We start from the raw sequence: 21,863 nt of genomic DNA, 5'->3' as shown, positions 1-21,863 counted from the left end.
ACGGCCTCCGGTTATTCCAGGGTGAAGGTGATTTCTTCGTCTTTCAGCTTTTGATCGCTGAGTTCGTCAAACTCTTCATCACGCTCGGTTACCGGTTTCTTCCACAGCGACAGCATGACGCCGCAAATCACCGTACCGATCCCCAGCGCCAGGCAAAACAGCAGCGGATGCGTAAAGAGCGGAACCACAAACATGCCGCCGTGCGGTACCGGGCTTTCGACACCCCACACCATAATCAGGCCACCCGCAATCGCCGAGGCCACCACGCAGGAGCCCACTACGCGCAGCAGGTCGCGCGCCGCAATCGGAATAACCCCTTCGGTAATCATGCAGATCCCCATCGGGAATGCGGCCTTCAGCGCCTCACGTTCCGCACGGGTGTACTTGTGACGCGTCAGCAGGAAAGAGAGCGTAATGCCAAATGGAGGGATCATCGAACCAACAAACTTCACCGCTTCCGGACCGTACACGCCGCTGACCAGCATGCCGTCAGCAAACAGCGACATGGTTTTATTCACTGGCCCACCGAAGTCGAATGTCGCCATCGCACCGAGGATAGCGCCCATCAGAAAGCGGGATCCGCCCTGCATGGACTCCAGCAGATGAATCAACGCGTCCTGCAGCCAGGCAATCGGCTTGCCAATCAGCGTCATCATCAACAGGCCGCCGATAACGGTACTCAGTACCGGCAGCACCATGATGGGCATCAACCCCTGCATCGACTGCGGCAAACGGATATAGCGCTTGAGCAGCAGGACGGTATAACCGACCAGAAATCCGCCCAGCATCCCGCCGATAAAACCGGTATGAATTTCTCCGCAGACGAAGCCGACAATCAGGCCCGGCGCGAATCCCGGACGGTCAGCAATTGAGTACGCAATCGCCGCACTAATCAGCGGTACGATTAACCCCATCCCCCAGCCGCCAATCTGGTTGAGCATCCAGGGAATGGTTCCTGTTTTTTCACCGACGTTAGTGCCGCCAAGTATTTGCCCGAGAGCAATACAGATCCCGGCGGCGACAATTAACGGGATCATCCACGAAATTCCCGTTAATAAATGTTTTTTTATTTCCTGAGATAGCGGAATTTTATTTTCACTCATGTGAAACCCCTCCAGAATGAGGATCGCTACTGGTTATTATTAACTAATGATTTTTCGACCTTTTCAAGAAACTGAATGGGCGATTTTATGACGATTTCAGTTTTTACTCGCACAATGCGTTTGTTTGAAAATCGCTCCTCCCCTTTTATTTTTACATCGACAGCAAGAATTACGACATCAGCCGCAGAAATATCCTCTGTCAGCAGTTCGTTTTCTGTGCCAATGGTGCCCTGGGTTTCAACCTTTATATTATGACCAAGCGCTTTAGCACCTTTAATTAACTTCTCACGGTCAATATAGGTGTGCGCAATACCCGCCGTACAGGCGGCAACACAAACAATATTCATAACATGCTCCACATTTTATTTAGCAGACATTGGATTCAGCATATTGGCTAAAAAGCTCAATAATTTTTTGTGGACTACTTTCAACTAATAGTTGTTCAATAATGTCGTCATCTGCCAACGCGCCAGCAACCTGCGACAGCAGACGAATATGAGTGGTGTTTTGATCTTCAAGACGTACGGCAAACAGAATAATGCACCGTACATTGCTGCCGTCCAGGGTTTCCCAGGGAATATCCTGGCGGGTACGCCCTATCGCCAGCGTGGTATTGACCACCGCCGAGGATTTCCCGTGCGGGATCGCAATATGGTTTTCGAAGCCAGTCGAGCCTTCTGACTCACGTTGCCAGACATCCTGAATAAACGTTTCGCGACAGCTAATTGCTCCATCTTTTTGCAGAATATCCGTCAGTTCCTCAATAGCCTCCGTTTTGCTTGTAGCCTTCATGTCCAAAATAACGCGATTTGTATTGAGTATTTTCGTGATGTCCATCAATCATACCTCATGGAGTTCAGACATTAATTTTCAACGACCAGCGACGTCGCCCGATGTAATTTTTCCGTAATAACCGTTTCTGTTACCCGCTTAATATCCGCATCATTGAAGAAGGCAGTGACATACACGACCGGCATGGCAACCGCGGGTAAATTAATCGTCGATACCACCAGTTCAATATCGTCCGTCAGTACAGAGGGCAGGCTGCCTGCCGACACCACGCCGACGATAGTCCAGTCCGGAAAGGCGCGCAGAATACGGCTTTTGAGTAAGTGAGAAGTGCCGATACCCGTTGAACAGACCAGTAGTACGCGTTTACGCGCTATCTGACGCTCCATTGCGGCCTGAAAATGCACGGTTAAATATCCCACCTCATCTTCCGACACGGCCCGCTCGCCCCAACCGCTAAACACCCGATTCACCGCACACTGGGTCAGACGCCACACGTCCTGCAACTCGCCTTTGATATCCTCCAGAAGCGGATTACGAATGCGGATCTGGTAGTTCAGTCGGTTAATCAGCGGCTTAATGTGGATCAGCAATCCGTCATACAGCGCCGTGTCCTGGCTAAGATCGCTGTCGACCATCTCGGCGAAGGTGGCAATCAACCGATGGGTAATCAAACGCGCTTCGTCGCTGGAGTGCATATGGCCAATCACACTCACGTCATTATGCTCTTCAATCACCACACCCGAGGAGATAATGTATTGATATATAAACCAGACTTCGTCTTCCGGCAGCGGGTGGGCAATGCGTTTTTCGATATGCTGAATCATGCGACTGGCAATGGAAAATATGTTCTCATCACAGGTAGAGATGCTCTCTTCTTTTCTCGGAAGCGCATTGCCCCGCGTGATGCGGTACATCATGATCAGAATATGGGTAAAGATATTGACGTAATAAGGCTCGCCGAGCGACCAGCACAGGTCGTTCTCCATTTCCTGCAATAACGTCTGGACAAATAAAACGTCTTCTTCGCCAAAGTAATGCACTAACGCTTTATAACTGCCCGGATCCAGGCGTGAATAAATCACGCTGCCGGGTTCATTATGGTTAATCACACCGTTAATCAACGATGCCATCGCCTGGCGCACACCGCTCTCGCTGCCTTCGATGTGCGTGCCGCTCTGACTGCGAATCAACGACAGGCCCAGTGGGGTAATCCAGGATTCAATTACTTTCAGATCGTTAACAATCGATGCGCTACTAATAAAATAACGTTCGGATAATTTACTGATCGACGTTTCATGCGGCGTTTCGCTTAATAATTGTGAAGCTATCTTGACTCGCCGTGAATTATTCATCATGCCGTCAGCATCATCACCCTCCGTTCCTAATAACTGGTCCATATATAAAAGGTCTGTAATATTATCAGCACTTAATATCACCCCAGCACCAGCACGTTTATCGATGGCTATTTTCCATTCTGATAACCATGGTTCCAGTAAGCGCAGATCGCGCTGCACAGTTTTCTCTGAAACAGATAAATATTCGGCAATTTTCAGCAGCGTGACATATTCCTTCTTAGACAGAAGAAATTTTAATAATCTGTTTTGTCGCGAGGTAATCATTTGCATTATTTACCCTTATTACATACCAGATTAAATATCTATACCCGTCATACTTCAAGCTGCATGTGCGTTGGCTTTCCTCGCTCACCCCAGTCACGTACTTATGTACGTTCAGGGGATTCGCTGCGTCGCCGCCTTCCTGCAACTCGAATTATTTAGGTTATAAAGAAGCATTTATGCTCCACGTGTAATCCGTGATGATAAATATAAGAGGACTACGATGCGCCAACAATACTAAATCGTGTCCTGTATTCCGGACAGAAATAAGACAAAAACGAGAAATAGTGAGATATTTACGGCGCAGATCACATTTTTCGCGGGATTCAGAGTGATATCGCTCGCAAATATGGGGAGATAAAAATTTAATTCAGGATGTTTTGGATTTTCAGATCTGGAATGCTGCTCGCAGCGTGAGCCGGATAAAACGCATTGCATCGCCATCCAGCCCACGTTGAGATTTACTTACAGGGTAATCGTCAGCATATCCGCATCCGGCGTGACAACCGTTCCCCACTCACTGCCCGCAGATGAGCCGCCCTTCACGCCGCTAACCTGCGTAATATTACGCAGACACAGCGTCCAGTTACGCGCTTCGCCACTTCCTTGCACGGTGATGGTATTACCCGTGCGCGTCGCCTTCAGCGTGAAGATAACCGAACCGTCAGCCGCCGGGACTTCACAAATCGCCTCCCGACCCTCCTGCAGATGGAACAGCTGGAACGCCGTCCGTTCGTGCCAGGCGTAGTCCGGCTTCTGGTTATTGCAGCCCAGCGCCAGCAGTGTATTGTCGCGCACATAAACCGGCAGACTCAGGAAGTCATGCTGCTGCTTATGCCAGCGGCTGCCCGCCACCTCGTCGTTACGCCACAGATGCGTCCAGCGTCCTTCCGGAAGATAGAACTGCACATCACCCGCCTCGCTAAACACCGGCGCAACCATCACGCTATCGCCCAGCATGTACTGGCGGTCGAGATAATCACATGCCGGATCGTCCGGGAACTCCAGCATCATTGCGCGCATCATCGGTGTTCCGAGCTCATTGGCGCGCGCCGCTTCGCGATACAGGTACGGCATCATGCGGCATTTCTGCTCAGTGAAGTAGCGCACCACGTCGCAGGATTCATCATCGTACGCCCATGGCACACGGTAGGATTTACTACCGTGCAGGCGGCTGTGGCTGGAGAGCAGCCCAAACGCACACCAGCGCTTGTAGACGTGCGCCGGGGCGGTATTCTCAAAGCCGCCAATATCGTGACTCCAGAAGCCAAAGCCGGACAGGCCGATGGACAAGCCGCCACGCAGGCTTTCGGCCATTGATTCATAGTTGGCGTAGCAGTCGCCGCCCCAGTGCACCGGGAACTGTTGCGCACCCACTGAGGCCGAACGGGCGAACAGCACTGCCTCTTCTTCACCGACGGTCTCTTTCAGCACGTTCCATACCAGTTCGTTGTAGATGTACGCATAATGGTTGTGCATTTTCTGCGGATCGGCACCGTCAAACCACTGAACGTCAGTAGGAATGCGTTCACCAAAGTCAGTTTTGAAGCAATCAACGCCGATATCCACCAGACCTTTCAACTTGTTGGCATACCACTCGCAGGCTTCAGGATTGGTAAAGTCATAAATCGCCAAGCCCGGCTGCCATTTATCCCATTGCCACAGGGAGCCGTCCGGGCGCTTGAGCAGATAACCTTTCTCTTTCAGTTCATTGAACAGCGGGGATTTCTGGCCGATATAGGGGTTTATCCATACGCAGACCTTCAGCCCTTTATCTTTCAGGCGGCGGATCATACCTTCCGGGTCAGGGAAGGTCACCGGATCCCACTCAAAGTCGCACCACTGGAAGGCTTTCATCCAGAAGCAGTCGAAATGGAAGACGTGCAGCGGCAGATTGCGCTCGGCCATCCCGTCGATAAAACTATTCACCGTCGCTTCATCGTAATTAGTGGTGAACGATGTAGTCAGCCACAAACCGAATGACCAGGCTGGCGGCAGCGCCGGACGACCGGTAAAGCGAGTATAGCGATCCAGCACCGCTTTCGGCGTAGGGCCGTCGATGACGAAATATTCCAGATACTCGCTTTCAACGCTGAACTGCACTTTTGACACTTTCTCAGAGCCGATTTCAAACGACACGCACTGCGGATGGTTTACCAGTACGCCGTAACCACGGTTGGTGAGATAAAACGGGATGTTCTTGTAAGACTGCTCGGTACTGGTGCCGCCATCGCGGTTCCATGTTTCCACCGTCTGGCCGTTACGTACCAGCGCAGTAAAGCGCTCACCCAGACCGTACACCGTTTCGCCAACGCCCAGATCCAGGCGTTCAAACATATAGTTTTTCCCGCTGTTGGTGTCCTGCACGTAGCCGTTATTTTTCAGCTGGCTGCCGGTAATACGTTCGCCGCTACGCAGGAAATCCAGCGACCAGAACTCGCCTTTAGTGACCCGCACGCTCAAATTACCGCTTTTCAGTTCGGCAAATTCAGCGGTGTTTTGTATCTCTACGTTGACGTCCTGCAGCACGTTCAGCGGATAGTGCGGACCGTTATCCAACGCGCCCTGGAAGTGTTCCATACGCACCCCAACCACGCCTTCCTGCGGCGAGAAAAAGCGCAGGGTGAAGAGTGGAGTATCCAGTTGCCAGGTACGTTCACGCACATCGCGCGGTGCAACGTAGACAATCATCTCGTTACCCTGCTGTTCGACCTCGAATACCTGAATCGGGTGAGTTAAATTCAGGCCAGGCTGCGTCAGCCAGTTTCCGTCGCTAATTTTCATCGTTGGTTCCTTAGTTCTGTAATTCTTTCGTCGAAAAATCCTGCTGATTGCGGTGCGCACCCTGAGCCAGCTGACTCATGATTTCCGTCAGATACGGCGTTTTCAGGGTATAGAAGCGTTTGGCAATCACGGCACTCAACAGGTAACAAATAGCCGGGACAATCGTGAACAATGCGATAATGATGCTAATGGTGGCGCTGTTCTGGGTTTTCGCTGCGGCATCGTAACCGCCGCCCGCCAGCATCCAGCCGATCATCGCCCCGCCGAGCGCCAGACCCAGCTTGAGCACGAACAGCGTGCCCGCGAAGCTGATCCCCGTCAGACGTTTTCCGTTACACCACTCGCCGTAATCAACGGTGTCGGACATCATCACCCACTGGATTGGCGTCACGAGCTGATGCAGTACGCCAATCACGAAGATGAAGGCGAACATGGTGAGATTTGCGTGCATCGGCACAAAGAACATTGCCAGACTGACGACCGCCAGCAGGGCGTTCGTCCACCAGAAGACGCTGACTTTGCATTTCCAGTCAGTCAGCGGTTTTGCCAGCGCAGAGCCGATAAGATTGCCGACGCAATAGGTGGTGAGGAAGGCGACAAACACTTCCGGGGTACCCAGAATCCAGGTGACGTAATACATCATCGCCCCGCCGCGTACGCAGACGGCAAGGATGTTGAGGATAGTCAGCAGGCCGACGATGCGCCATTGGTCGTTCTGCCAGATGTCGCGCAGGTCTTCACGCATTGAGTTGCTGCTCGGCGGCGCTTCCACACGTTCTTTGGTGGTGAAGAAGCAAAATGCCAGCATCAGGAACGCCACAATCGAGAGCACGGCAATCCCGCCCTGGAAGCCCAACGCTTTATCTTCGCCGCCAATCAGATTCACCAGCGGCATCATCAGCACGGTGGAGAGCATGCCGCCCGCCGTCGCCAGCACAAAGCGCCATGACTGCAGGGAGATACGCTGCGTTGGGTCATTGGTTATCACTCCGCCCAACGCGCAGTAGGGAATATTTACCACGGTATAAAGCAGGGTCAGCAGCGTGTAGGTGATTGCGGCATAAATCATTTTGCCGTGCAGGCTGAGATCCGGCGTGCTGTAGGCGAGCACACAGACCAGACCAAATGGCAGAGCGCCAAACAGCACCCACGGGCGGAATTTCCCCCAGCGTGAACGGGTGCGGTCGGCGAGCAGTCCCATGCAAGGGTCTGAGATAGCATCCAGCGCGCGAGCCAGTAAGAACATCGTGCCGACAAAACCGGCCGGGATACCAAAAATATCGGTATAGAAGAACATCATATATAACATAACGTTATCAAAGATGATGTGGCTGGCGGCATCGCCCATGCCGTAGCCAATCTTCTCTTTAACGGACAAAATCTCACTTTTCATTACGCATCCTTGTTAGCACTTTCACACGCACTGATACCGGTTACAGTTCTTGTAAACCATCCCTGTGAGCGCGGGTATTCCGATATCTCGTTATCAAATTACGATTCTTGTTTTCTGTGATCAGAGTAGCGTCAAAAAATGTGTCTAAGTGTAAGTAATGGATTTTGCGGGGATTTATTTGAAACTGGTCATGGTATGGAGAAACGGAAGTTAAAAAAGTGAGTGAGGGGGTGTGGAAATGTTTGGAAGTAGCTATAATGCGCCCCGCCTCCATGTAGCAATCGAGGCGCGGAAGATCGTCATCTCCGGTGAGGTGGCTGGACTTCAAATCCAGTTGGGGCCGCCAGCGGTCCCGGGCAGGTTCGACTCCTGTGATCTTCCGCCAAAATTCCTCCACCGTCATCCGAAAACGTCTAAAAATCCTTTATTTTCAACATACATAGTAAATCACTCATCCGTAACCGTCCGACAAGTTCTCCCTGAATCCATGAAAAATATGTATAGTGATGTGTATAGATTTTTTATACACATTTTTGACTTATACACATGGCACTTACAGACATACAAATCAAACGAGCAAAGCCTCAAGACAAACCCTACACAATGAACGATGGACAAGGGCTGTCATTACTCATCAATCCAGACGGCTCAAAAGGCTGGCGTTTCCGCTTTCGTTTTGCAGGTAAAGCGCGGCTAATGTCATTTGGCAGCTACGACCTTGTGAGCCTCGCAGAAGCACGTGAGAAACGCGATACGGCTCGTAAGCAGGTTGCAAACGGCATAGACCCAGTGGAAGAACGTAAAGCCCAAAAGCTGGCACAGCAGCTCTCAACAGAAAATTCATTCGAAGCTATATGTCGGGAGTGGCACTCAAATAAAGCCGATCGCTGGACAGTGGCCTACCGTGAAGAAATCATTAAAACATTTGAGCAAGATGTTTTCCCGTTCATTGGTAAACGCCCTATAAGCGAAATCAAACCTCTAGAGCTTCTTGAGGTGCTACGACGAATAGAGAAGCGTGGAGCGCTGGAGAAGACCAGAAAAGTGCGCCAAAGATGCGGCGAGGTCTATCGCTATGCAATCATCACTGGTCGTGCTGAATACAACCCTGCACCTGATTTAGCTAGCGCTCTGGCCGTGCCTAAGCAAAAGCACCATCCTTTTTTATCTGCCGAAGAGCTACCTCATTTTGTTAGAGATCTTGAAGCATATACCGGCAGCATCATCACGAAAAATGCGACGAAGATTGTTATGCTAACTGGCGTAAGAACTCAGGAGATGCGCTTTACTACGTGGGAAGAGGTTGACCTCGAGAAAGGTATATGGGAAATCCCGGCAGAGCGGATGAAAATGCGTAGGACTCATATTGTTCCTTTATCTACTCAAGTGATTGACCTCTTTAACCAACTCAAGCCCATTACCGGCCATTACCCTTACATTTTCATTGGCAGGAATAACCGTAGTAAACCAATCTCGAAAGAAAGTGTGTCGCAAGTCATTGAGTTACTTGGTTACAAGGGGCGAGCTACAGGTCACGGTTTTAGACATACGATGTCGACAATTTTGCATGAGCAAGGTTTTGATAGCGCATGGATTGAAATGCAGTTAGCACATGTAGATAAAAACAGTATTCGTGGGACTTACAACCATGCTCAATATCTGGTACACAGAAGAAAAATGTTGCAGTGGTATTCAAATATAGTGATGAAGGGATAATCATGTTCATAATTAAAAAATTCAATGAAAATCATACAATTTATAGCAGAGTATTTATTGAGTCTATGGCTCAAAAAATAGATTATACAGAAAACATATCCAAGAGAATACGTTCCAGCAATATACTCGTATTAGTTAACGAGATTATTACATCTTGTGAAATGTCGCTGACCAGAGAAAAAACAGTACATAGATTAAAAGGAGTATTACGTGAAACCAAAGAAATCCAATTAACAGACCCAATTTTAAAAGATTATTTTAAAGACATTTGCGATTACTACAATTCATTCCCTATTGATTCCGTAGATGGCAACAATAAGGAAAGCAGCATAAACAGATTGTTATTTAAAGCAAAAATACACGCAAAAAGATTGCAGAAATTCTATGGGGAGTATTTATTTAAAGAGCTAAGCAGCTTTGATTTTGATAATGCTAATTATAGCACATCAAAGATTCAAAAAATACTTTCACTCTCTTCTTTATTTGTATCACTTTTAGTTTGGAACGGTTTTTCAAAAGGTTTCATTTACACAAAAATAAAGACCCTAGCAATTAATAAAGGTGCTCATAATATTCTTTCTTACTTGAAGGATACTTTTCTTACAGGCGCACGAGATTACGATTTTTATCTCTGGTTTTCAAAGGATCATGGTGAGTTTATCAATTTCTTCCGAGATTTAGATAGAATGCAAATCATTCATGATGAAACAGTAATATCTATGCTAGGTAGAAATGATGCTCATTGCTTAGTAGTCGGGACCATTTCTACTATTGACCCCAATAGCTACTTTGCAAAAATGTATAGCTCTGCATTGAGGTGGGGAACTATTTTTGGTTCAATAGGGGATAATGAGTTCAACTCATTTATCGCTGAAATGAATGATGCCTCTTATTTTGGTTTTAAAAACAGAGCAAAATACTCTAACTGCAACTTTAAAATTAAGCATGAAATAATAAAAGCGGACAATAGATTCTGCAACCTCGATTTTGCCTCTAATAAAATAGTTCCAGAAAACTCATCATTATTAAAGTTATATTTAGATACCCATAGCATAAATGATTCCTTATATTTTTATAAACAAGCTTTTAAAGTTCACTCACTAGAATCATCTATTTCATTACTATGGACATCATTGGAATCATTTTTACCGTATAGAAAAAAGTCATCTGACATTGAAAGCATCCAAGAATTTGTCTCTAAAATAATATCATTTGGTTCATTTTCAAGAGATATATTTTCAATTGCGAATAGAGTTTACGAAACAGAACGAACTCTGCAAACTGGATTTTTTGATAAAAACGATTTTTTACCAAAGAAAAACAATTGCTCTCACGAATTCCTTATTCAGTGGTTCGATTATTTCGCAAGTAAAATTGATGAAGATAAAGAAAAAGACCCATATTCATTCTTTACTGGGAAAAGTGATCTTTTATTGAACGATATATTCTCACAACATGACTTCATATTTAAAGGAAACATCTCCAAAATATGCAATAGAATTGAGTCATCTCAGAACTCAATCAGACATCAAATAGACAGGATTTACACTCACAGAAATAAAGTTGTTCATACTGGAGGGAGTGTAAATGAGAATATTGACGTTTGGAATCATCTCGAATGGTATGTCTCAAAACTATTATTTACCGTTATATTCTATAACAAAGAATATGGTATATCAGACAAAAAGGATATTTTCATGGAAATTGAATCTGAAATAGATGACGTCATGAATTTATTAATCAAAAATAAGGACCAAAAAATAACAGATAATAAGGATATAATACAAAGACTGTTAAGTATTACCTTTTATGCTTTTTAGAAGGAATAGGGTCATGATTTATTTTAATTAGACATTATCTTGCGCGCAATGCTCTCCCCGCCACGCCTGCCCGCTTCCCGGGGCGCTTTTAATGCAGGTGCATGAAGTGGCTCAGGCCGCGCCAGTACTGGTGCGGCGGGGTGTGGAAAATTCAGGTTTTTGCATGCAAAGCCATGCAGCGTAGGCATGCATGGCTATTTTTATTAAAAAGACGGGTATTTTCGGGGGCGTTTTATGCAGATTTTTTGCGGGTCTGCACGGCCTGTCTGCGCATGAAAATCTGACTCTGTTCAGGCGTATATTTTGCCCGGTTGTCGTCTCTCGATGCTCTGTCAGGCCGGAAACCGATGGTTGTCAGAATGTCGCGATCTTCCTCTGCGTAATCAATATTTCCTCTGCGGGTTACATGAACGGACAGCGCTTCGCGAACACTGGCGGCCGCCCGGTCGAGAGCACGTTCTCTGACAATGTCCGGTTGTTCGCTGAGATGCATTAATTCCGGTGCCAGTGCGGCGGCCAGCGCGTCGCCGCTTACCTGCATAAAGGCGTGGAGCTGACGCCGGATACTGATACGCTGCACGGCCTCATGTGACCGGATGTACTGCCCGGCCGACTGATTTACCGCCCATTTTTTCAGGTCAATATCATCACGCAGCGCCTGTGTTTCCTCCGGTTCATAACGGGTGCAGGTCAGCTCCAGCTCTTTCAGCGCCATTTCAGCCCGCGCCAGTGCTGACTTGCTGCTCATCCAGTCCGATTTATTCTTCTGACAGGTTTCAAAGGCCTGTTCCAGTAGTGCTCGTGCCATTGTCTTTTCTCCTGAATCAGTGGCGCAGCGATGAGCGGGCGCAGTCCAGAATTCGGAGCGGTGTTTCTGGCACTGTTTGTGGTGGTTCGGGCTTTTCTTCTGCCGGTGGCCGTATCACCTCGTCGATAGACTCGGTGGTGCGAAAGGTTGCGGAGCAAAAGACATTCACGCACTGGAGGTAGCTCTGTTTGACGTTATCCGACAGGTAACGGCTGGTACGGACATGGGCAGCCTGTTTGCAGTACGGGCAGCGCATCATGGCTTAGCCCCCTGCGTTTTTTTCTTCTGTGCCAGCTCTTTAGCCCGCGCCATTCTGAGAACAGGGCTTTTAAAGAGCTTCATATCCACGCCGGTGAGTGCCGGACGGTGAAGCCCAATTTTTGAAATTACCGGCTCCTGCGCCATGTTGAATGTGTAATACCTGCTTTGCGCCAGTACATTCTCCCCCAGCTCCTGAATGAGAACGTTGTGAGGGTGTTCTTCCCCCTTCATTTCGAGTTCACGCAGACGTAACGCAAATGCGCGCACCAGTGAGGGAGGGATGTCTTTCATCACGGTCGCCCACTCATTCCGGGAGTAGGCAGAGAACACCGTAAAATGCGTGCCGACGTACTTATCTCCTGATGTACAGGCGGACAGCATGGTACTGGCCTTATCATCGTTGAGTTCATCAATCAGGGCGGTGAATTCCTCCGCCAGCTCCCGACCGGCCACTCGCTGACTGTGTTCGGCTTTCAGTTCCGGGGTCATCATGCCGCGCAGTTCGCGAAAACGGGTACGCCAGTTCTGTTCGGCTTCGGCACTTTCATTCAGGGCGTTCTGACGCTCTTTCTCACTGCGGGCAATGGCCGCATCAATATCATTCAGCTTCAGCATGTTTTCCGTGTGCGCGGATTTGGCCTTGCTGAACACATCAAGAGCGTTATTTATCGTGGCCTCGGCGTTCTGGTTTGCTTTCTCGTTAAGGGTATCCAGTGCGCTGTCAATGGCCGTGCGGATTTTCTCATCCTGCGTGCTGCCGATGGTTTTCATTACTGCGGTAAACAAATCTGGTTTCATCGTCGGGTTCTCTCTGTGTTTTCAACCTGACGCCATTCTGCCGTCCCTCAGACAACAACTCGATTCATTGCCGTTGTAGCAGACATGGCACAAACAGGACTTAAAAACCCGGCTGGCCAGAGAAAGGTCGCAGGAAACCCCCTCTCTCTGTTTGTTTTTTTACATATAACTATTCACTACTGTTCACTCAGAATAAAAATATAAGTAAAACAATAAATTAAAGAGTGAACAGTTGAGAGAGAAGTGTTCACCAACTGTTCACTACTGTTCACTGGTCTGAACATCCCGAATGTAAATTTTATGCGGCATATCCTATTAATTCATGCTGTTAGGGTGATTAAATCAATTTGCATTTCACTTTTGAAATCTCCAGTGCCTTATAACTCCTTCCAGTGCCTTTAAATGGTCTTGAGTAAAAAAACAGCGCCCGTTGTCCCGTGCTTTGTACAATTTCCCCCTGTTGCATTGAGAAAAAATATTCACAAAATAGAGCGCTACCTGATACCGGATGGACACGTCCGGATCTCTGCGGATATTAACGAGGTAGCGTTATGCACACGGTTTCATCAGTACCACCTTCTCCCACTGGCACGCACCTGATGCCGGTTTCAGCCCCGGTTCAGGAACGTTTTTTACGTCTCCCGGAAGTCATTCATCAGTGCGGTCTGTCCCGCTCCACGCTCTACGATTTAATCGCCCGCAATGCTTTCCCGGCGCAGGTTTCCCTCGGGGGTAAAAATGTCGCCTGGCTACAATCTGAAATCACGGCGTGGATGGCAGAACGTGTCGCGCACCGCAACCGGAAATACGACGCATGAATCAGAGCCGATTTCACAAAGCCCCTTTTTCTGGCTTGCATCCGTTGTGTGTTTCCTGGTACAGTTTTGTCGCTGTCGCAAAATCGACAGCCGGGCGTGGAAACCCGAGCAACTCGAAGGCGACACCAGACGCGCCATGCGTCTTTTTTTGTGTCGCAACTAACGCCACAGAGCGCCAGATAATGGCGTGGTGTGCGGATCGTCGTGCAGACGTCACTTTGTGTCTCCTGTCCGCAATCGCATATCATGCTGTCATGTCAATGGTAGCTCAGGCGGGGCAGCCCTCGGGCTGGCCGGTATTCTTCGAGGCCGGTATTTCCACCCCCGTCTGGGCTATCGCCACTGAGCGTGGAAACTCCGGCGATAGCAATAATTTGCTACTCGAAGGAGGTTGCCTTATGGCTACGATCCTCACCCCGTCACACCCGCAGTTTGTCTTTGTGTTTACCGCCGTCCGTCGCGCAGACCGTAAACCCCGTATCTGTATGCTCCGCACCGTTGCCGGTGACGAGCTGGCCGCACGCCGCACCCTTGTCCGGGAATACGTGCTTTCCCTTGCCGCCCGTCTGCCGGTTGTTGAGGTATCACATGCCTAATAAAAACACCCCTCAGACCGTCTCAGCGCGTCGTGATGACCTTAACCCCATGAAGGAACACCTCAGCATAGAGGCGTACCATAAACTCAATCGCGCCAGCGCCGTCTCGCAGTTCATCGGTGGAGATTTGCTGCGCCGTGAACTGAACGGTTTACACCAGCTATACCTGCCGCAGATTTTTAGTTATATCCATGAGGACGTCAGCTACGTCCTGGAAGAGCTGAAAGCCAAAGGCCTGTGCCGTGACTTTCTCACCACGACGTCGGGAAACGGAGGGGAGCACCATGTTTGATTTCCCTCAGCCGGGTGAAATATATCGCTGTACAGGATTTCCTGATGTGGTGGTGTCGGGCGTGCTGGCCGACGGTATTCCGTGGGATATGCCGTACCGCTGTCCGGGGCTGGTCTGGAACCCGTACCGGCGCACCTACACCATCCTCATTCGTATTATTGCCGGTGGTAGCATGGCAGAAATTCCGCTCGGTCGTTTTTTGCGGGACTTTACCTGTGAGCATCCCGATATATTTAAACGCAACCCTGAAAACCGCCACGCCGTATTGCGCGAAATAGCGGCTGACCCGGCATTACAGCAATACCGGGCGCGGAATATCGATAACTATCCTGATGATATTCCCCCGGTTAAACGCCCGGCGCCGGTGGTGCATAAATGGCGGAATAATTTCAGGCCGGAAACGGAAATAAAACCGGATAACAGCTACCGCCATTATCTGTAATTAAAAACGACACCCAAAAATAAAATGTGCGTATCTGCGCAGGGATACGCACGTCCTCAGGAGACGAATAATGCCTGTTAACAGTACGGAACGGCCACAGAATATAAACCAGCCCACCATCAGCCGGGCAGACCTTGAATGCCTCGAACATTTGCGCAACGTCGGCCAGCTCGTCGGCGAACTGATGCAGGTGCAGGGCTGTACCACCGTGCGCCACAATCCGGCGCAGCAGTTACAGCTCACCTCGGTGATTTACCTCATGACCGCCCGGCTTGAAGGTGTGGTCGAACGCTGCAATCAGCGCTGGCTGACCGGGGAGGGCAACGTATGAAAACCGCATTATCTCCCGTTCTGCGCGCTGCGCTTTACCGCCGTGCGGTCGCCTGTGCCTGGCTGACCCTGTGCGAACGTCAGCACCGCTATCCGCAGCTCACGCTCAGTACGCTGGAAAGCGCCATTGCGACCGAGCTGGAGGGCTTCTACCTGCGCCAGCATGGCGAGGAAAAAGGCCGTCAGATTGCCTGTGCCCTGCTGGAAGATTTAATGGAAGCCGGACCACTCAAAGCCGCCCCGTCGCTGTCCTTTCTCGGGCTGGCCGTGATGGATGAACTCTGCGCCCGTCATATCACCGCACCGGCACTGCACTGAGGGAGAAAATAACGATGAAAATGAACGTAACGGACACCGTAAAACAGGCTTGCGGCCACTGGCCGCGCATTCTCCCGGCGCTGGGGGTAACGGTCATCAAAAACCGCCATCAGGCCTGTCCGGTGTGTGGCGGCTCCGACCGCTTTCGCTTTGACGATAAAGAGGGGCGCGGGACGTGGTTCTGTAACCAGTGCGGCGCGGGGGACGGTCTGAAACTGGTTGAGAAGGTTTTCGGCGTGACCCCGTCAGTGGCGGCCGGGAAGGTGAACGCCGTGACCGGCAACCTGCCGCCGGTTTCCCCGGCGGTGACTGCGGCCGCAGACGCTGAAACAGAAGCCGACCGCAAGGCGGCGGCCGCGCTGGCCGTAAAACTGACGGAGAAAGCCCGCCCGGCCACCGGCAATGCCTACCTCACCCGCAAGGGCTTCCCCGGCCGGGAATGTCTGACGCTCACCACCCTGCATAAAACCGGCGGCGTGACGTACCGCGCCGGGGATGTGGTTGTCCCGCTTTATGATGATAGCGGCGCACTGGTTAACATCCAGCTCATTAACGCTGACGGCCTCAAACGCACCCTGAAAGGCGGTCAGGTGAAAGGGGCGTGTCATATTCTCGACGGGAAAAAAGAGGCGGGAAAGCGGCTGTGGATAGCGGAGGGCTACGCGACCGCGCTCACCGTGCATCACCTGACCGGCGAAACCGTCATGGTGGCGCTGTCGTCGGTGAACCTCCTTTCTCTGGCGAGCCTTGCCCGTCACACATACCCGGCCTGCCAGATTGTCATTGCCGCCGACCGTGACCTTAACGGCGACGGCCAGACCAAAGCGTCTGCGGCCGCAGAGTCCTGTGAGGGCGTGGTCGCCCTGCCGCCGGTATTCGGCGACTGGAATGATGCGTATACACAGCACGGCGGGGAGGCCACGCGTAAAGCCATGTATGACGCCATCCGGCCACCGGCTGACAGCCCGTTCAGCACCATGAGCGAGGCGGAATTTACCGCCATGAGCACCAGTGAGAAAGCCATGCGGGTGCATGAGCATTACGGCGAAGCGCTGGCGGTCGATGCGAACGGGCAGCTCCTGTCCCGCTATGAGGCGGGAATCTGGAAAATCATTCCGCCGTCGGACTTTGCGCGCGACGTGGCCGGGCTGTTCCAGCGTCTGCGCGCCCCGTTCTCATCGGGGAAAATTGCCTCGGTGGTGGACACCCTGAAACTGATTATTCCGCAGCAGGACGCCCCGGCACGGCGGCTGATTGGTTTTCGCAACGGGGTGCTCGATACCAAAAGCGGTATATTCAGCCCACACCACAAATCGCACTGGCTGCGCACGTTGTGTGACGTGGATTTCACCCCGCCGGTGGAGGGGGAAACGCTGGAGACGCACGCGCCGAATTTCTGGCGCTGGCTCGACCGCGCCGCCGGTTCGCGCGCCGATAAACGTGACGTGATACTCGCTGCGCTGTTTATGGTGCTGGCGAACCGCTACGACTGGCAGCTCTTCCTCGAAGTGACCGGTCCCGGCGGCAGCGGGAAAAGTATTCTGGCCGAAATAGCGACCATGCTCGCCGGGGAAGATAACGCCACGTCGGCGACTATCGAAACGCTGGAATCCCCCCGCGAGCGCGCGGCGCTGATTGGCTTCTCGCTGATACGTCTGCCTGACCAGGAGAAATGGAGCGGTGACGGGGCTGGACTCAAGGCCATCACCGGCGGGGATGCGGTCTCCGTTGACCCGAAATACCGCGATGCATACTCCACCCATATTCCGGCGGTGATACTGGCCGTAAACAACAACCCGATGCGCTTCACCGACCGCAGCGGCGGGGTGTCGCGTCGCCGGGTGATAATGCACTTCCCGGAACAGATAGCCCCGGAAGAACGCGACCCGAAACTGAAAGATAAAATCGCCCGGGAGCTGGCCGTCATCGTGCGCCAGCTTATGCAGACATTCAGCGACCCGATGACCGCGCGCACACTGCTCCAGTCGCAGCAGAACTCCGACGAGGCACTCAGCATCAAGCGCGATGCTGACCCGACATTTGATTTTTGTGGCTATCTGGAGGCACTGCCCGAGCCTGACGGTATGTATATGGGGAATGCGAATATCATCCCGCGACAGCCGCGCCTGTACCTGTATCACGCCTATCTGGTGTACATGGAAGCGCACGGCTACAAGAACACACTCAGCCTGACCATGTTCGGCAAAGGGCTGTCATCGATGCTGAAAGAGTACGGGCTGAATTACGCCAGGCGGCGAACAAATCAGGGGATGCAGACGAATCTTGCGCTCAGGGAGGAAAGCAACGCCGACTGGCTGCCCCGGTGCGACGAAACCACCGCGACATAACCTACCCGGACCGGCATCAGCCGGTCTTTTTTTACCTGAAATCCCGGAAAGTGAACAGTAAAGTGTTCACTGTTCACGGACTATTCACAGCATATCACATTGAAATTAAAGACAAATAATGGCGAGTGAACAGTGTGAACAGTTTTCCGTAAAAAAAGTTTTTTTCGTAGTTTGAGCTTGTGCGAAAAATAAGCACATCCGCTCATGTGTATAGCGATGTGTATATTATTGATGTGTTAAATATTTTTAAAGCAATAAAAACATTACGTTACACGTGTTTTTTGACTCCTGTGATCTTCCGCCAAAATTCCTCAAGTAAGTTCTTCTTAAATCACATCTCTTTTAAGCTGCCTTTATCCCGCGTTGATCTCTGGCATACTACGTTGATTGCTACGCGATTAGTCAGGTTAAAATGGAGGCGACATGTCAAATAAACACCTATCACAATCCCCAACAGGCGAATTTATTATGTTTGCCAGTGATGACGGGAGTGTGCGTGTTGAATGTCGCTTTGAGTCAGATACCATCTGGTTATCTCAGACTGCAATGGCAGATCTCTACGATAAAGATGTTCGTACCATTAACGAGCATTTAATCAACATATTCTCTGAAGGCGAGCTTGCTCAAAATTCAACTATCCGGAAATTCCGGATAGTTCGCCAGGAAGGAAAACGCCAAGTTTCCAGAGAGATAGATCACTATAACCTCGAAGCAATACTTGCTGTTGGTTATCGCGTTCGTTCACCCCGCGGTGTTCAGTTCCGCCAGTGGGCAACCCAGACGCTACAGGAGTATCTAATCAAAGGTTTTGTGATGGACGATGAGCGGCTGAAAAATCCGCCCGTGGGTTCATCGGCTGTACCCGACTATTTCGATGAGATGCTGGAGCGTATCCGCGATATTCGCGCCAGCGAACGTCGGGTTTATTTGCGGGTACGAGAGATCTTTGCGTTAGCCGCCGACTATCAACCATCACTGAAAGAAACCACGCAGTTTTTTCAAACCATCCAGAATAAGCTACATTTTGCCTGTACCGGCCACACGGCTGCTGAACTCATTCATCAGCGTGCTAATGCCAGCCAGCCGCATATGGGGCTGACTAATTATAAAGGTGAAGAGGTGCGTAAGGGTGACGTGACGGTGGCCAAAAATTATCTCACTCAGGATGAGGTCAGCGAACTTAATCGCGTGGTTAACATGTGGCTGGATTTTGCCGAGGATCAGGCCCGTCGTCGTCAGCAGGTCTTTTTACGCGACTGGCAGGATAAGCTGGATCAGTTCCTGCAATTCAACGACCGCGACGTTCTGCAAGGTCCAGGTAAAATTAGCAAAAAAATGGCAGACGACAAAGCACAGGCGGAATATAGCCAATTTGCCGAGCAGCAGCGGCGATTAAAAGAAGCCGAGGGTGAGAAGGAGATAGTGGAGTTGTTACAGTGGGGAAAAGAGGGCAGGAAGTAGGGCTGAACCTCCCAGTAAACATGAGAATTATTTATTGGTATTGGGATTAAGAAACTATCAAAAAATTGAATATATTTAATGATCCGACTAAACAGAGAAAAATTTAACTAACTAAAGACACATTATATTTTTAGATCTTTTCTTCTATTTTTTCAAAATAATAACCCAAGTCACTAATTAATTGTGTTTTTTGTGGTTCTTCTGCATTATTGGCTACTATATAAGTCATTTTCATTAGTTTTTTTAACCATATATATTCATCAACTAACTTTTTACTATGTAAGTCTCGTGAATATCTTGTTGACAAAGATGCAAGGAGTGTTTTATTACACTTCCAGTCATTAATAATCATATGAGAAAAATAACCCGGAGGTATTAAATGTAAAAATGGAACACCACCATAATTACCTTCACTAATACCATACTCATACAAACGCGAATATTCCATTGAGTTTTTAAACAATGAAAATAAAAAATCCGGATAACTCTTTTTCCGTAAAGAATAGAAACTATCATTTACAGCAACACTCAGATACTCTTTAATTATTGTGAATTCCTCTTTGTCACTACATATGAACCCTAAATTATATTTTGAGCTGTGTAATTCACTAAAAAACTCTATGTCTGGTAATAACAATCCTTTTTCCAAAAGGTTGCGCACATATTTTTTAAAATAGGAGACAACATCTATCCCTAATGTTAGTGACTTTTCATTTTTCATTTCCAGACTCAATACAATCCCTACAACATGCAAGATCACTTCAGGTTCAACTATCTCATACTTTTCAAGTTGTCCTTTTAATCCATTAAGAGCTATTAAATATTTACTTCTTGTTAAGTCAGTCCAACTCCATAAATCTCGCCAAAAATGTGAGTACTTATCAACAGATAACAAAGGATGTTGAGATAGGTGAGTCGCGATATTATCTATATCTATCACACCAACAGAGAAGACTTTAGCTATTGAATCATAAGGTAAAACAGGATCAAACCAATCAACTGTTGAATATTTTCCGATAATAATATCAATTTTTCCAGGTGAACTATTAGTTAATGAATAGATAAAAGAGTTAGTTGGGATATTTTCTATTTCCTCGGAAGAAAGATTACCACGTCGGTGTTCAATACCTAAAGCTAACATTGATGTTAGCAACTTTTTTATGGCAACAGTAGATTTATTTAGATAACTCTCAAAATTAACAACTAGTCTCTCAAAATCCCCAAAAATTGCGCGAACACTTCTGAAGTTAACACTACCAGAATCATTGATGATTTTTAGTATATCTTTTTTATTTTTTAAAATACTTTCTTTTGCCAGATTATTTTTTATTGTATCACAAAAAAAATCAATAACCTCTCCCACAGATGGTATTAATGAAATAGTTTTCCCTATTGTCTTTTCTTTTTTTAAAAGATAGTCTTCTCTTTGAGTTGCAGGTATATCACTCTCACTTGCAACGACTAATACCTTGCAACCATCATGCTCAACAAAAGCGTTTATATAACCTAAAATACTTTGAATAGGAATTAAACATCTTTCTAGATCATCAAATATTATAATTTTATTTTTTATATTAAGGAAAATGTCTTTTACAATAGATTTATCATTTTCATCTTTGGCTACTTCCGTTCCTGCATATCCATTAATAGCTCTAGATGCTATAACACCTAGCATTCTAAATGCTTTAGATGATAACTTTGGATGTAGTTGAGAAAAGAACTGATCTGTAATTTCAGAAATGGAAGTTAGTCCATTTAATGTAATATAGAGAGGTTTTGTTAATTCATGATCTTCTTTAAATAATTTATTTTTAATGAAATAAGTTTTCCCACTACCCCACGGACCGTTAAGGAGCACAGCATAATCACTATTAATATCTTCATAAAAATAATAATTTAGATAACTAATCACATTATTATTTTCTTTTCTTGCATTTGTCGAGGTCATCATAAAGACACTCTCAATTATGAGGTTTAATCCCTAACCGGCAAAGTTCATTGCGAGCTAATGTTTTAAGCCAATTCCCCAAACTCATTCCCTCTGCCTTTGCCGCAGCCTCGAATTGCGCCTTTAACTCAGGTGTGATACGAATCTGGAAAGTTGGTGCTTTTCCAGATTTAGACTGATTTGGGTCGCGTTTAGCTGTTGGCATGTACGTACCTACAA

The 21,863-nt window shown here is 48.5% G+C and carries 21 protein-coding genes and 1 tRNA gene; 11 read left to right on the top strand and 11 right to left on the bottom strand.

Annotated elements, in window-relative coordinates:
- Positions 1–11 precede the first annotated feature (11 nt).
- The 6 genes from LY264_RS00440 to LY264_RS00415 all read right to left on the bottom strand — a co-directional run bounded on the left by LY264_RS00440 (position 12) and on the right by LY264_RS00415 (position 7,688).
- Complete coding sequence (locus LY264_RS00440; RefSeq protein ID WP_003827232.1) at positions 12–1,103, bottom strand: PTS fructose transporter subunit IIC; 1,092 nt, start codon at positions 1,101–1,103, stop codon at positions 12–14.
- A gap of 26 nt (positions 1,104–1,129) precedes the next feature.
- The gene (locus tag LY264_RS00435; RefSeq protein WP_071692537.1) at positions 1,130–1,450 is read right to left on the bottom strand and encodes a PTS fructose transporter subunit IIB; all 321 of its coding nucleotides are present in this window, start codon (positions 1,448–1,450) and stop codon (positions 1,130–1,132) included.
- 19 nt (positions 1,451–1,469) lie between these two features.
- Positions 1,470–1,940, bottom strand: a complete 471-nt coding sequence (locus tag LY264_RS00430) for a PTS sugar transporter subunit IIA (RefSeq protein WP_008786490.1) — start codon at positions 1,938–1,940, stop codon at positions 1,470–1,472.
- Between the two features lie 26 nt (positions 1,941–1,966).
- Positions 1,967–3,520, bottom strand: a complete 1,554-nt coding sequence (locus LY264_RS00425; protein ID WP_048215284.1) for a BglG family transcription antiterminator — start codon at positions 3,518–3,520, stop codon at positions 1,967–1,969.
- Between the two features lie 456 nt (positions 3,521–3,976).
- The gene (gene yicI / locus LY264_RS00420) at positions 3,977–6,295 is read right to left on the bottom strand and encodes an alpha-xylosidase (protein WP_048227336.1); all 2,319 of its coding nucleotides are present in this window, start codon (positions 6,293–6,295) and stop codon (positions 3,977–3,979) included.
- Positions 6,296–6,305: 10 nt separating this feature from the next.
- On the bottom strand, positions 6,306–7,688 hold the full coding sequence (locus tag LY264_RS00415; RefSeq protein WP_048227337.1) for a glycoside-pentoside-hexuronide family transporter: 1,383 nt from the start codon (positions 7,686–7,688) through the stop codon (positions 6,306–6,308).
- 290 nt (positions 7,689–7,978) lie between these two features.
- Between LY264_RS00415 and LY264_RS00410 the strand changes: the two genes are divergently transcribed.
- From LY264_RS00410 to LY264_RS00400, 3 genes are all read left to right on the top strand, one after another.
- Positions 7,979–8,073 (top strand) — tRNA-Sec (locus LY264_RS00410).
- Positions 8,074–8,234: 161 nt separating this feature from the next.
- Positions 8,235–9,404: a tyrosine-type recombinase/integrase gene (locus LY264_RS00405; RefSeq protein ID WP_071692538.1), complete on the top strand. Its 1,170-nt coding sequence runs from the start codon at positions 8,235–8,237 to the stop codon at positions 9,402–9,404.
- A gap of 2 nt (positions 9,405–9,406) precedes the next feature.
- Positions 9,407–11,224 carry a hypothetical protein gene (locus LY264_RS00400; RefSeq protein WP_071692539.1) on the top strand — a complete coding sequence of 606 codons (1,818 nt, stop codon included), beginning with the start codon at positions 9,407–9,409 and terminating at the stop codon, positions 11,222–11,224.
- Positions 11,225–11,456: 232 nt separating this feature from the next.
- Here the strand turns inward: LY264_RS00400 and LY264_RS00395 are convergent, their stop codons facing one another.
- The 3 genes from LY264_RS00395 to LY264_RS00385 are packed head-to-tail and all read right to left on the bottom strand — an operon-like array spanning position 11,457 to position 13,091.
- Positions 11,457–12,032 (bottom strand): phage polarity suppression protein, encoded by a 576-nt coding sequence (locus tag LY264_RS00395; protein WP_071692540.1) that lies wholly within the window; start codon positions 12,030–12,032, stop codon positions 11,457–11,459.
- Positions 12,033–12,048: 16 nt separating this feature from the next.
- Positions 12,049–12,291 (bottom strand): ogr/Delta-like zinc finger family protein, encoded by a 243-nt coding sequence (locus LY264_RS00390; protein WP_071692541.1) that lies wholly within the window; start codon positions 12,289–12,291, stop codon positions 12,049–12,051.
- Positions 12,288–13,091, bottom strand: coding sequence for a capsid protein (locus tag LY264_RS00385; protein WP_071692542.1), 804 nt, complete (start codon positions 13,089–13,091; stop codon positions 12,288–12,290). The genes LY264_RS00390 and LY264_RS00385 overlap by 4 nt, the downstream gene beginning before the upstream one ends.
- A 551-nt stretch (positions 13,092–13,642) precedes the next feature.
- Here LY264_RS00385 and LY264_RS00380 point away from each other — a divergent pair.
- The 8 genes from LY264_RS00380 to LY264_RS00345 all read left to right on the top strand — a co-directional run bounded on the left by LY264_RS00380 (position 13,643) and on the right by LY264_RS00345 (position 19,696).
- Positions 13,643–13,909, top strand: a complete 267-nt coding sequence (locus tag LY264_RS00380; protein WP_071692543.1) for a helix-turn-helix transcriptional regulator — start codon at positions 13,643–13,645, stop codon at positions 13,907–13,909.
- Entirely contained in the window at positions 13,906–14,505 is a 600-nt protein-coding gene (locus tag LY264_RS00375; RefSeq protein WP_071692544.1) for a host cell division inhibitor Icd-like protein, read from the top strand. Before LY264_RS00380 ends, LY264_RS00375 begins: the two co-directional genes overlap by 4 nt.
- On the top strand, positions 14,498–14,797 hold the full coding sequence (locus tag LY264_RS00370) for a derepression protein (RefSeq protein WP_071692545.1): 300 nt from the start codon (positions 14,498–14,500) through the stop codon (positions 14,795–14,797). Before LY264_RS00375 ends, LY264_RS00370 begins: the two co-directional genes overlap by 8 nt.
- A complete protein-coding gene (locus tag LY264_RS00365; RefSeq protein WP_071692546.1) occupies positions 14,790–15,239 on the top strand; it encodes a hypothetical protein in 450 nt (149 codons plus the stop codon). Before LY264_RS00370 ends, LY264_RS00365 begins: the two co-directional genes overlap by 8 nt.
- A gap of 70 nt (positions 15,240–15,309) precedes the next feature.
- Positions 15,310–15,570 carry a hypothetical protein gene (locus LY264_RS00360; protein ID WP_071692547.1) on the top strand — a complete coding sequence of 87 codons (261 nt, stop codon included), beginning with the start codon at positions 15,310–15,312 and terminating at the stop codon, positions 15,568–15,570.
- Entirely contained in the window at positions 15,567–15,887 is a 321-nt protein-coding gene (locus LY264_RS00355; protein ID WP_071692548.1) for a DUF5375 domain-containing protein, read from the top strand. The genes LY264_RS00360 and LY264_RS00355 overlap by 4 nt, the downstream gene beginning before the upstream one ends.
- Positions 15,888–15,901: 14 nt before the next feature.
- Complete coding sequence (locus LY264_RS00350) at positions 15,902–18,235, top strand: primase-helicase zinc-binding domain-containing protein (protein ID WP_071692549.1); 2,334 nt, start codon at positions 15,902–15,904, stop codon at positions 18,233–18,235.
- 423 nt (positions 18,236–18,658) lie between these two features.
- Positions 18,659–19,696, top strand: a complete 1,038-nt coding sequence (locus LY264_RS00345; protein WP_048227338.1) for a virulence RhuM family protein — start codon at positions 18,659–18,661, stop codon at positions 19,694–19,696.
- Positions 19,697–19,826: 130 nt separating this feature from the next.
- Here the strand turns inward: LY264_RS00345 and LY264_RS00340 are convergent, their stop codons facing one another.
- Together LY264_RS00340 and LY264_RS00335 are read right to left on the bottom strand one after the other, a co-directional pair.
- Positions 19,827–21,647, bottom strand: a complete 1,821-nt coding sequence (locus LY264_RS00340; RefSeq protein WP_048227339.1) for a P-loop NTPase fold protein — start codon at positions 21,645–21,647, stop codon at positions 19,827–19,829.
- Positions 21,648–21,657: 10 nt separating this feature from the next.
- Entirely contained in the window at positions 21,658–21,849 is a 192-nt protein-coding gene (locus LY264_RS00335) for a toxin-antitoxin system HicB family antitoxin (protein WP_071692550.1), read from the bottom strand.
- Between the last annotated feature and the right edge of the window lie 14 nt (positions 21,850–21,863).

Origin of the sequence: Citrobacter portucalensis (genome assembly GCF_023374935.1) — a bacterium.
Classification (GTDB): domain Bacteria; phylum Pseudomonadota; class Gammaproteobacteria; order Enterobacterales; family Enterobacteriaceae; genus Citrobacter; species Citrobacter portucalensis.
This window is presented reverse-complemented; position numbering and strand designations above follow the sequence as displayed.